8 protein-coding genes, 5 tRNA genes and 1 rRNA gene are annotated in these 11,789 nt (G+C 45.3%); 6 read left to right on the forward strand and 8 right to left on the reverse strand.

The features are described from left to right. Nucleotides 1–49: 49 nt before the first annotated feature. From NDJ01_RS18320 to NDJ01_RS18340, 5 genes are all read right to left on the reverse strand, one after another. Nucleotides 50–126, reverse strand: a tRNA-Pro gene (locus NDJ01_RS18320). Nucleotides 127–150: 24 nt separating this feature from the next. Beyond that, nucleotides 151–226 (reverse strand) — tRNA-His (locus tag NDJ01_RS18325). A 46-nt stretch (nt 227–272) separates the two neighbouring features. Beyond that, nucleotides 273–349, reverse strand: a tRNA-Pro gene (locus NDJ01_RS18330). 69 nt (nt 350–418) lie between these two features. Continuing rightward, nucleotides 419–494: transfer RNA gene (locus NDJ01_RS18335), tRNA-His, on the reverse strand. Nucleotides 495–528: 34 nt separating this feature from the next. After that, nucleotides 529–605 (reverse strand) — tRNA-Arg (locus NDJ01_RS18340). A gap of 335 nt (nt 606–940) precedes the next feature. Between NDJ01_RS18340 and NDJ01_RS18345 the strand changes: the two genes are divergently transcribed. Next, a complete protein-coding gene (locus tag NDJ01_RS18345) occupies nt 941–1,354 on the forward strand; it encodes a cytochrome c5 family protein (protein WP_012841248.1) in 414 nt (137 codons plus the stop codon). Between the two features lie 73 nt (nt 1,355–1,427). Here NDJ01_RS18345 and rep read toward each other — a convergent pair whose 3' ends face one another. After that, nucleotides 1,428–3,443, reverse strand: a complete 2,016-nt coding sequence (rep, locus tag NDJ01_RS18350) for a DNA helicase Rep (RefSeq protein ID WP_258587111.1) — start codon at nt 3,441–3,443, stop codon at nt 1,428–1,430. Nucleotides 3,444–3,611: 168 nt separating this feature from the next. On the opposite strand from rep, the gene NDJ01_RS18355 reads away from it, so the two are divergent. The 4 genes from NDJ01_RS18355 to NDJ01_RS18370 all read left to right on the forward strand — a co-directional run bounded on the left by NDJ01_RS18355 (nt 3,612) and on the right by NDJ01_RS18370 (nt 8,836). After that, complete coding sequence (locus NDJ01_RS18355) at nt 3,612–4,193, forward strand: TetR/AcrR family transcriptional regulator (protein WP_005398171.1); 582 nt, start codon at nt 3,612–3,614, stop codon at nt 4,191–4,193. A gap of 18 nt (nt 4,194–4,211) precedes the next feature. Next, nucleotides 4,212–5,318 (forward strand): multidrug efflux RND transporter periplasmic adaptor subunit VmeC, encoded by a 1,107-nt coding sequence (vmeC, locus tag NDJ01_RS18360; protein ID WP_005398173.1) that lies wholly within the window; start codon nt 4,212–4,214, stop codon nt 5,316–5,318. Nucleotides 5,319–5,330: 12 nt separating this feature from the next. Beyond that, entirely contained in the window at nt 5,331–8,453 is a 3,123-nt protein-coding gene (vmeD, locus tag NDJ01_RS18365; protein WP_258587112.1) for a multidrug efflux RND transporter permease subunit VmeD, read from the forward strand. A gap of 131 nt (nt 8,454–8,584) precedes the next feature. Further along, nucleotides 8,585–8,836 (forward strand): ubiquinone biosynthesis accessory factor UbiK, encoded by a 252-nt coding sequence (locus NDJ01_RS18370; RefSeq protein WP_005398178.1) that lies wholly within the window; start codon nt 8,585–8,587, stop codon nt 8,834–8,836. Between the two features lie 182 nt (nt 8,837–9,018). Here the strand turns inward: NDJ01_RS18370 and ilvC are convergent, their stop codons facing one another. After that, nucleotides 9,019–10,503 carry a ketol-acid reductoisomerase gene (gene ilvC / locus NDJ01_RS18375; protein WP_139060105.1) on the reverse strand — a complete coding sequence of 495 codons (1,485 nt, stop codon included), beginning with the start codon at nt 10,501–10,503 and terminating at the stop codon, nt 9,019–9,021. 143 nt (nt 10,504–10,646) lie between these two features. On the opposite strand from ilvC, the gene ilvY reads away from it, so the two are divergent. After that, complete coding sequence (ilvY, locus tag NDJ01_RS18380) at nt 10,647–11,537, forward strand: HTH-type transcriptional activator IlvY (RefSeq protein ID WP_134647525.1); 891 nt, start codon at nt 10,647–10,649, stop codon at nt 11,535–11,537. A 94-nt stretch (nt 11,538–11,631) separates the two neighbouring features. On the opposite strand, the gene rrf is transcribed toward ilvY, so the two are convergent. Then, nucleotides 11,632–11,748: ribosomal RNA gene (gene rrf / locus NDJ01_RS18385) — 5S ribosomal RNA — on the reverse strand. Between the last annotated feature and the right edge of the window lie 41 nt (nt 11,749–11,789).

Consider the following 11,789-nt stretch of genomic DNA (forward strand, 5'->3'; position numbering starts at 1 on the left):
ATAAACTCTAAAACGACGAAAGCCTGCTAAAAAGCAGGCTTTCTAATAGTGGTCGGTGAAGAGGGATTCGAACCCCCGACCCTCTGGTCCCAAACCAGATGCGCTACCAAACTGCGCTATTCACCGAGCATATATTCTTTAAATAAAGAATGGGGTGGCTAACGAGACTTGAACTCGCGACAACCGGAATCACAATCCGGGGCTCTACCAACTGAGCTATAGCCACCATCAAATTGTCATGTTTACCGCTATCTCAGCCATAAACTAAATGGTGGTCGGTGAAGAGGGATTCGAACCCCCGACCCTCTGGTCCCAAACCAGATGCGCTACCAAACTGCGCTATTCACCGACGATGTTTTATCTTGATTTAATCAAGATTGGAAGCAATGCTACCGCATTCAATCTAAAAAAGAAAGAATGGGGTGGCTAACGAGACTTGAACTCGCGACAACCGGAATCACAATCCGGGGCTCTACCAACTGAGCTATAGCCACCACTGATTTTTTACCGATGTATCCTCCGAGGCAATGGTACGCCCGAAAGGATTCGAACCTTCGACCTTTGGCTCCGGAGGCCAACGCTCTATCCAACTGAGCTACGGGCGCATGCCCTATCGGCGGAGTGGAATAATACGGATATCACACTATGCCGTCTAGTACTTTTTTTACTTTTTTTATCGTTTGGTCTCTTTTTCGACAGTTATCTTCCTTTAAACTGAATTTTTGATGTGATTCACGCCCTGTCATGGATAACTTGTTGTTTATTGCAACAAGTTATCGGGATATAATCACCCATTATTTACATTGATTTAACAGCTGCAACCAAGTTGTCTAATCATTCTATGCCATTCAGTGGAATTTAGTGATTTCTCTGCTCGGCATTAATACTCTAACTATATAAATAGGTAAGTCACTTACCTCGGGAATGTGAAGTGGGTTTAATGGATATGTCTCGACAAATGATTAGCGTTTTGTTCGCTGCCTTAACATTTTCTACGGCAGCTTTAGCTTCTGACATCAGCCAAACTGAATACGATGCGATCGCAGAACGCATCCAACCTGTCGGTGATGTTTATCTAGCGGGTTCTGAGCCAGTGAAAGAAGAACCAACCGGTCCACGTGATGGCGCCACAGTTTATGGTACTTTTTGTATTGCTTGTCACGCATCTGGTGTAAACGGCGCACCTAAAACGGGTAATGCCGATGACTGGGCACCGCGTATTGCACAAGGCAAAGAGACGTTAGTGAAGCACGCGTTAGAAGGCTTCAATGCGATGCCTGCCAAAGGAACCTGTATGGACTGTTCTGACGATGAAATCATCGCAGCAATCGACCACATGATTGAAGGTCTATAAGTAAAGACATCAACGAAAAAGGCTTGCCAACTGGCAAGCCTTTTTGTTTTTAGTCAGTGAACACAAGGTTACTCTACTTCTTAAACATTGCTCGAATATTGGCAATGTGTGCCTGACCTTTCGCCATACGCTCTTCTGCTGATACTGGCTTTTTATTCACTTCCCATTCAACGTCATCAAATGGCAGCTCATCCAAAAAGCGGCTTTGAGTCGGTTTGATCAACTCGCCGAACTGTCGACGCTCTTTGCACATAGTGAAAGTCAGTTCACGCTGCGCACGGGTAATGCCAACATACATCAGACGACGCTCTTCTTCGACGTTGTCTTCATCAATACTGGTTTGGTGCGGTAAAATACCTTCTTCAGACCCAATTAAGTATACATATGGAAACTCAAGGCCTTTTGATGCGTGCAGCGTCATCAGTTGTACTGCATCGCTGTCTTCATCTTCTTCGCCACGTTCCATCATGTCACGCAAGGTCAAACGCTGAACGACTTCTTTTAACGTTTTCTCTTCTTGATCGTAGTTGTCACCTTCTAGGTCCGCCACTATCCACGAGTAAAGTTCAGAAACGTTCTTCATTCGCATTTCAGCGGCTTTCGGGCTTGCTGAAGTTTCGTATAGCCAATCTTCATAATGGATATCACGAACTAGCGAACGAACCGCTTCGACGGTATGACCACGCTCAGCTTGGTCAGCAATCGCCACTAACCATTGGGTGAAACGACGTAAGTTTTCCAGGCCGCGTCCCGTTAAGTGCTGTTCGAGCCCTATTTCAAAACTCGACTCAAACAGGCTCTTCCCACGCATATTGGCATAACTGCCTAGCTTTTCTAACGTTACTGGGCCAATTTCACGTCGTGGTGTATTCACAATACGTAAGAATGCATTGTCGTCATCTGGGTTAACCAAAACACGCAAATACGCCATGATGTCTTTAATTTCTGCTCGTGCAAAAAACGAGGTGCCGCCAGAAATTTTATACGGCACACGGTTTTGCATCAGAGATTTTTCAATTAAGCGCGATTGGTGGTTACCACGGTACAAAATTGCGTAATCACGATAGTCGGTTCGATTCAAGAATTTGTGTGCAATCAACTCCCCCGTGACACGCTCAGCCTCATGCTCTTCATTTTTAGCCAACAACACTTTGAGTTTTTCACCGTCAGGAATTTCTGAAAATAAGGACTTCTCATAGACGTGAGGGTTGTTGGCTATCAAAATGTTGGCCGCACGCAGGATTCGACTCGTTGAGCGGTAGTTTTGCTCCAACTTAATCAATCGCAAATTCGGGTAATCTTCCCCCAGCAAGACTAGGTTCTGAGGCTTCGCACCACGCCATGAATAAATGGACTGGTCATCATCTCCTACGACCGTCAATCGCCCACGTTCACCGACGATTAATTTCACCAACTCATATTGACTCGTGTTGGTATCTTGGTACTCATCAACCAGTAGATAACGGATGCGGTTCTGCCAACGTTGACGAACGTCTTCATGATTGCGCAAAAGTAAAACGGGCATCAAAATTAGGTCATCAAAATCGAGCGCGTTATAGGCTTTCATTTGCTTTTGGTACATATCAAAGCAGAACGCAAACAATTGCTGCTGCTCACCTTGCGCACGCGCTTTGGCTTGCTCTGGCGTCAACATGTCGTTTTTCCAATTGGAAATACAACTCAGAAGCTGACGTAGCAGATCTTTATCACCATCAAGCTGCTTTTCGGTAAGTTCCTTGAGTAGCGCCAGTTGGTCTTGGTCATCAAACAGTGAAAAGCCCGCTTTCAACCCTAAATGCTTGTATTCGCGTTTGATGATGTTTAATCCCAAGGTGTGGAACGTTGATACCATCAAACCTTTAGACTCGGCTTTCCCCAACGTTTGGCCGACACGTTCTTTCATCTCACGCGCCGCTTTGTTGGTAAACGTCACCGCTGCAATATTACGCGCTTTGTAGCCACATTGCTGAACCAGATAAGCGATTTTATTGGTAATAACACGAGTTTTGCCCGAGCCAGCACCAGCTAGCACTAGGCATGGACCAGACACGTATTTCACGGCTTCATCTTGACTAGGGTTCAGCTTCATAGAAATTCTCTGCGGGTGATAAATGTGGCGCCTATGATAAAGGGGTGGCCTCGTGAAAGCTACGCTGATTTCTTGTAATTTTCATACCAACAAGCGCAACATTCTGTTGCATAAAAGGCGGGTATTTGAGCTATAATGAATGAACGTTCATTCACTGGTGGTAGGATTATGAAGGATAACCCTGCTGTAGATAAGCGAGAACAAATCTTAGTCGCTGCAGAGCAACTCATTGCTGAATCTGGCTTTCAAGGGCTTTCCATGCAAAAGCTCGCCAATGAAGCAGGTGTCGCAGCAGGAACGATTTATCGTTATTTCTCAGATAAAGAACATCTTTTGGAGGAGTTACGCCTTAACGTAGCAAAGCGCGTCGCTACGGCTGTGCAACTGGGCGTGAGTGAAGAGATGCCTTTAAAACAGCGATATCGAACCATGTGGCTCAATATTTGGAATCTAGCGAGCTCGAATTTAAATGCGCTCAGCAATCGAGTTCAATATGAGTCTCTACCCTGTTCAAATAGTAGCAAAGCTCGGGAACTTGAAAGACAAATGTTTGCCCAAGTAGATCTTCTTTTTAATCAGGGGAAAGAAGAGGGCGTATTCAAGCCTCTCGATAACGAAGTGCTTTCTGGATTGAGTTTTGAGGCAAGTGTTGCACTTGCTAGGAAACACGCTTTGGGATTTTATCAACTGGATAAGGCGGCATTAGAAGCTGCTATTGAAGCCAGTTGGGATGCAATTATTAAACACTAACTTGGAGTTCTTAATAGAATGAAAAAGTGGACTTTCTTTATGTTACTTATCGCCGTTCTATTGTTCGGCAGCGTGATAGGTTTCAACTTATTTAAGCAACAAAAGATTGCTGAATACATGGCAAACCGTCCTGAACCTGAGTTCCCAGTAACCGTGACGGAAGTACAAGCGGTTGATTGGGTACCAGTGATCGAGGCTATCGGTTTTATCGAACCAAACCAAGGTGTGACGGTCGCAAACGAAACCAGTGGTGTTATCGACAAAATCGCATTTGATTCCGGCACTCAAGTCAAAGCAGGTCAGCCATTAGTACTGCTTGACTCTGACGTTGAGAAAGCGAATTTAAAGAGCTCGCAAGCCAAGTTGCCAGCAGCAGAAGCGAAATACAAACGCTACCAAGGGCTATTTAAAAAAGGCTCTATTTCTAAAGAAGCGTATGACGAAGCAGAAGCGAACTACTTCTCCTTAAAAGCGGACATTGAAAGCTTGAAAGCGACCATCGACCGACGCGAGATCAAAGCGCCATTTGATGGTGTAGTAGGTATTCGTAACGTGTACCTAGGTCAGTACCTACAAGCGGGTACAGATATTGTTCGCCTGGAAGACACCAGCGTGATGCGCTTGCGCTTCACCGTGCCACAAACCGATATTTCACGTATCAATATCGATCAAGAAGTGGATATCTTTGTTGACGCTTATCCAGACCAACCTTTCAAAGGGTCTATTTCTGCGATTGAACCAGCTGTAAACGTACAAAGTGGTTTGATTCAAGTTCAAGCGGATATCCCTAACAGTGACGGCAAACTACGTAGTGGTATGTTCGCGCGTGCAAACATCATTCTGCCTAAATTAGAAAATCAGGTCACTCTACCTCAAACCGCGATCACATTTACGCTGTATGGCGACAATGTTTACATCGTAACAGAAGAAGATGGCGAAAAACGCGTTAAGCAGCATGTGGTAAAAGTTGGCGAACGCTCTAAAGATATCGCACACATTCTAGAAGGCGTGAAGCCAGGTGATGTGGTAGTGACATCGGGTCAAGTCCGTTTGAGTAACCATGCGAAAGTAAGCATTGTCGAAAGCGATGCAACTACCCCACCTGCTGAAACACCAATGCTTTAAGTTGGAGGCATCATGCGCTTTACAGATGTTTTTATAAAACGTCCAGTTTTAGCGGTATCGATCAGCTTTTTGATTGCATTGCTTGGTTTGCAAGCGGTGTTCAAAATGCAGGTTCGTGAATACCCTGAAATGACGAATACGGTGGTCACCGTGACCACCAGTTACTACGGTGCAAGTGCCAACTTGATCCAAGGTTTTATTACTCAGCCATTGGAGCAAGCGGTAGCGCAAGCCGATAATATTGATTACATGACTTCGCAATCGGTACTGGGTAAATCGACCATTACTGTAAACATGAAGTTGAATACTGACCCAAATGCGGCGTTGTCTGACATTCTGGCGAAAACCAACTCGGTACGTTCCCAGCTACCAAAAGAAGCCGAAGACCCAACCGTAACCATGTCGACAGGTTCGACAACGGCGGTACTGTACATCGGCTTTACGAGTGACGAGTTATCTTCAAGCCAGATCACTGACTACCTTGAGCGTGTAATCAACCCGCAGTTGTTCACCGTAAACGGTGTGTCCAAAGTTGACCTGTATGGTGGTATGAAGTACGCACTGCGCGTATGGCTAGATCCTGCCAAAATGGGCGCTTTGAAGTTGACCGCAACCGATGTGATGAGCATTCTTAACGCCAACAACTACCAATCTGCAACCGGTCAAGCGACGGGTGAGTTCGTGCTTTATAACGGTAGCGCAGATACTCAGGTATCAAACGTTGCTGAACTTGAAGCATTGGTCGTGAAAACTGGTGAAGGGGATGTGATCCGCCTAGGTGATATCGCTAAAGTAACGCTAGAGAAGAGTCACGACGTTTATCGCGCAAGTGCAAACGGTCAAGAAGCCGTGGTTGCGGCGATCAACGCAGCGCCAAGCGCTAACCCAATCAACATCGCGGCAGACGTACTTGACCTGTTGCCTCAACTTGAGCGCAACCTACCAAGCAACATCAAAATGAACGTGATGTACGACTCTACAATTGCGATCAACGAGTCAATTCACGAAGTAGTCAAAACGATTCTTGAAGCAGCGGTCATCGTACTTGTGGTTATCACACTGTTCCTAGGTTCATTCCGCGCGGTAATCATTCCTATCGTGACCATTCCACTTTCATTGATTGGTGTGGCAATGGTGATGCAGGCAATGGGTTTCTCTTGGAACTTGATGACGCTACTGGCGATGGTGCTTGCCATCGGTCTGGTGGTGGATGACGCGATCGTGGTACTAGAAAACGTGGACCGTCATATCAAAGAGGGCGAATCACCATTCCGTGCAGCAATCATTGGTACGCGTGAAATTGCAGTGCCAGTTATTGCAATGACATTAACGCTAGGTGCGGTATACGCACCAATCGCGTTGATGGGCGGTATTACAGGCTCGTTGTTCAAAGAGTTCGCTTTAACGCTAGCAGGTTCGGTATTTGTGTCCGGTATCATCGCTTTAACGCTATCACCTATGATGTGTTCAAAGATGCTGAAGGCGAACGAAAAACCGAGCAAGTTTGAGCAAAAAGTTCATCATATCCTTGATGGCATGACCAATCGCTATGAGAAAATGCTTACAGCAGTCATGGCTCACCGTCCTGTTGTAATTGCATTTGCGATAATTGTATTTGCGAGCTTACCGATTCTGTTTAAGTTTATTCCTAGTGAGCTGGCGCCGTCCGAAGATAAAGGTGTGGTTGTTCTGATGGGTACCGCACCATCAAACGCGAACTTGGACTACATCCAAAACACCATGGATGACGTGAATAAGATTCTCTCTGATCAGCCAGAAGTAGAATACGCTCAGGTATTTAACGGTGTACCGAACTCAAACCAAGCGTTTGGTCTAGCAACATTGAAGCCATGGAGTGAACGAGAAGCAAGTCAATCTGAAATCACAAAACGTGTGGGAGGCCTAGTTTCAAGTGTCCCAGGTATGTCTGTCACTGCGTTCCAAATGCCAGAACTGCCTGGTGCGGGCTCAGGCCTACCTGTCCAGTTTGTAATTACGACACCAAATAGCTTCGAAAGCTTGTTTACTATCGCTAGCGATATCCTGACCGATGTTGCAAGTAGTCCAATGTTTGTCTACTCCGATCTAGACCTGAACTACGATTCAGCAACCATGAAGATTAAGATCGATAAAGACAAAGCGGGTGCCTACGGTGTGACTATGCAAGACATAGGTATCACTCTCAGCACCATGATGGCAGATGGCTATGTAAACCGTATCGACCTTAACGGCCGATCATATGAAGTGATTCCTCAAGTTGAACGTAAATGGCGCCTAAACCCAGAGTCGATGAAGAACTACTATGTGCGTTCTGTTGATGGTAAAGCCGTCCCACTAAGCAGCTTGATTACGATTGATGTGATAGCAGAGCCTCGCTCTTTGCCACACTTCAACCAGCTAAACTCCGCGACGGTAGGTGCGGTGCCATCGCCTAACGTTGCTATGGGTGATGCAATTAACTGGTTTGAAGACATCGCACAAACCAAACTGCCTGCAGGCTATAACCACGATTACATGGGCGAATCTCGTCAGTTTGTGACAGAAGGTAGTGCCTTGTATGCAACCTTTGGTCTTGCACTTGCGATCATCTTCCTCGTTCTGGCGATTCAATTTGAATCACTCCGCGACCCTATTGTCATCATGGTATCTGTACCGCTAGCAATATGTGGTGCCTTGATCGCGTTGGCGTGGGGTACGGCCTCAATGAACATCTACTCGCAGGTTGGTTTGATCACGCTGGTCGGCCTGATCACCAAGCACGGTATCTTGATCTGTGAAGTAGCCAAAGAAGAGCAGTTACATAATAAACTGTCTCGTATTGATGCGGTGATGGAGGCTGCGAAAGTGCGTCTTCGCCCTATCCTAATGACAACCGCAGCAATGATCGCAGGTCTGATCCCGCTGATGTACGCAACAGGTGCAGGTGCCGCGCAACGTTTCAGTATCGGTATCGTAATCGTTGCTGGTCTAGCAATTGGTACATTGTTCACACTATTCGTACTACCTGTGATTTACAGCTACCTAGCAGAAAAACACAAACCACTGCCAGTATTTGTTGAAGACAAAGACTTGGAGAAGTTGGCACGAGTTGATGAAGCGAAAGCAGCCCACCGTGAATTAGCGGATAACAGATAAGCTTTTAAGGCATTCAAAAAGGTCACTTCGGTGACCTTTTTTATTGCCGCTCTCTTTTTTGCCATCTAAATGGCGACTTTCACGTATCATTTACTTAAAATGAGGACAAATCAAAAGGAGTTTTAGCCACTATGTTTGACCCAAAGAAATTAGAGCAAATTGCTAAACAGATTCACGACTCAATGCCTCAACCTGTAAAAGAGTTGGGCTCTGATGTTGATCAGAAAGTTCGTCAAGTAATCCAAGGCCAACTAAACAAGCTAGATGTTGTAAGTCGTGAAGAGTTTGATGTTCAAACTCAAGTTTTACTACGTACACGTCAAAAGCTAACAGAAATGGAACAGAAATTGGCGGAGCTTGAAGAGAAGCTTGCAGAAAAATAAGTGTTAAAACGCTCCTCACAAAGGAGCGTTTTTCTTATCGGCGCGCAGATAAATCGGCTAAAAACAAAAAGGCTTGGTCAACGGCGACCAAGCCTTTTGATTAGATGTTGTGTTTTTGTATTTATCGACTCCAGTCTGGCCAGAGTTCATTTAATATTTTCTCTACTTTGAAGCAAAGAAAATTAGCCACCAACCGCGATGCGCTTCATATCTGTCATATAACCACGTAGTTCTTCACCGATATATTCTACAGGGTGGTTGCGGATTGTTTCATTCACAGCGATAAGAGTCGCGTTATCCACTTGGTTAGACGTTTCACCTAGACCTTTACCAATGACGTCTGTACTAACAGAAGGCATGAATTTTTCACGCAGTAGCGGCGTTGCTACATTAGCAAATAGGTAGTTACCATATTCAGCCGTATCAGAGATAACCACGTTCATCTCGTATAAACGCTTACGTGCGATAGTGTTTGCGATAAGTGGCAGCTCGTGTAGAGACTCGTAGTAAGCAGACTCATCGATGATGCCAGATGCCGTCATTGCTTCGAATGCTAGCTCAACACCCGCACGAACCATAGCAACCATCAGGATACCGTTATCGAAGTACTCCTGCTCAGAGATTTCTACGTCAGTTTCTGGGTAGTTTTCGAAAGCAGTTTCACCCGTTTCTGCACGCCAGCCTAGTAGGTTTGCATCGTCGTTTACCCAGTCAGCCATCATCGTGCTAGAGAAGTGACCTGTGATGATGTCATCCATGTGCTTGTTGTATAGCGGACGCATCAGCTCTTTTAGCTCTTCAGAAAGCTCAAATGCTTTCACTTTCGCAGGGTTAGTTAGGCGATCCATCATATGAGTGATACCACCAAACTTCAGAGCTTCCGTGATCGTTTCCCAGCCGTATTGAAGAAGCTTGCCTGCGTAGCCAGGTTCGATACCGTCAGCAATCATCTTCTCGTAACATACGATAGAACCAGCCTGCAACATGCCACAAAGGATAGTTTGCTCACCCATTAGGTCAGATTTCACCTCAGCAACAAAAGAAGACTCTAGACAGCCTGCACGGTGACCACCTGTTGCTGCAGCCCAAGCTTTCGCGATATCCCAACCTTCACCTTTTGGGTCGTTCTCTGGGTGAACAGCGATAAGAGTTGGAACACCGAAACCACGCTTGTATTCTTCACGAACTTCCGTACCCGGACATTTAGGTGCAACCATTACTACCGTTAGGTCTTTACGGATTTGCATGCCTTCTTCAACAACGTTGAAACCGTGAGAGTAACCCAGTGCTGCGCCTTCTTTCATTAGCGGCATTACCGTCTCAACAACGTTTGTGTGCTGCTTATCAGGAGTAAGGTTTACTACTAAGTCAGCTTGTGGAATTAGCGTTTCGTAGCTACCTACCTCAAAACCGTTGTCTTTTGCGTTTTTGAATGACTGGCGTTGCTCATCAATCGCTGCTTGGCGAAGCGCATAAGCAACGTCTAGACCAGAGTCACGCATATTCAGACCTTGGTTAAGACCTTGAGCACCACAACCTACGATGACCACTTTCTTGCCTTTTAAGTAATCCGCTTCTGAAGCAAATTCGCTACGGTCCATAAAGCGACAACGACCTAATTGGTCCAACTGCTCGCGCAAGTTTAAGGTATTGAAATAATTAGCCATCTGGGTGCTCCTTTGAGATTCTTCCATTGAGGTCGGTAATTGCCTTACCGAATAACTTCATACTAAAACAGACATTAAATTGCTTAAAGTGATATATTCACAATTAGTTATTGCAATTTGTGCAACATGGAAATGAAGATTTAATGAATATCAAAAGCCTGCAACTTTTTATTCATCTGTGTGAGAGTAAAAGTTTCGCTAAGACCGCAGCAGCGATGCATGTGAGTCCTTCAGCCTTGAGCAGACAAATACAAAAGCTAGAGGAAGAAACTAGCCAACAATTATTTTTGCGGGACAATCGCAGTGTTGATTTAACGAGCCAAGGCAAAAAACTGGTTCCTGTCGCCTTAAAAATTCTTGGCGAATGGCAGCAGTACCAAAGTCACCTAAAAGGAGCAGAGGACGAGTTGAAAGGAGAAATCCGTCTCTTTTGTTCGGTTACTGCAAGCTACAGCCACCTGCCAGAGTTAATCTCTGATTTTCGTCTGCAGCATCCTTTTATCGAATTTAAGCTATCAACCGGCGACCCGGCTCAAGCGATCGACAAAATTCTAGCAGATGAAGCCGATATTGCCATCTCAGCCAAATCTGAGCAGATGCCAAGCAAAATCGCATTTGAAACGATCAGTGAAATACCACTTTCTGTCATCGCTCCTGTCGGCGTGAGTTCATTTGCGGAGGAGCTACAAAAAGAAAGACCAAACTGGTCAGTCATTCCATTCATTCTCCCAGAAGCAGGGACAGCAAGAGATAGAGCCAATACTTGGCTCAAACAAATGAAAATAAAGCCGAATATCTACGCGCAAACGTCAGGGCATGAAGCCATCGTAAGTATGGTTGCACTAGGATGCGGTGTAGGTATAGCACCTGATGTCGTGATCAACAATAGCCCGGTGAGAGAGAAGATAAATCGCTTAAAAGTGTTACCAATTAAGCCGTTTGAACTTGGTGTCTGCTGTACCAAAAATCAGTTAGAGAATCCATTAGTGAAGGCTTTTTGGAAAGTAGCGGAGAGTAAATACATTACACCTTAACGATAGATGTTTGAGTTCTGAGTGCTTAGGTAATTTTCAGAACCCAGAAACGTAAAAAAGCCCACTCTTTCGAGTGGGCTTTTTCAAATTTAAAGCCTGGCGATGTCCTACTCTCACATGGGGAAGCCCCACACTACCATCGGCGCTATTTCGTTTCACTTCTGAGTTCGGCATGGAAGTCAGGTGGGTCCAAAACGCTATGGTCGCCAAGCAAATTCTTTAATTCGGAAAGCTGTTTCTTAATTCTCGTTC

This window comes from Vibrio sp. HS-50-1, assembly GCF_024747315.1.
Taxonomy (GTDB): Bacteria; Pseudomonadota; Gammaproteobacteria; order Enterobacterales; family Vibrionaceae; genus Vibrio; species Vibrio diabolicus.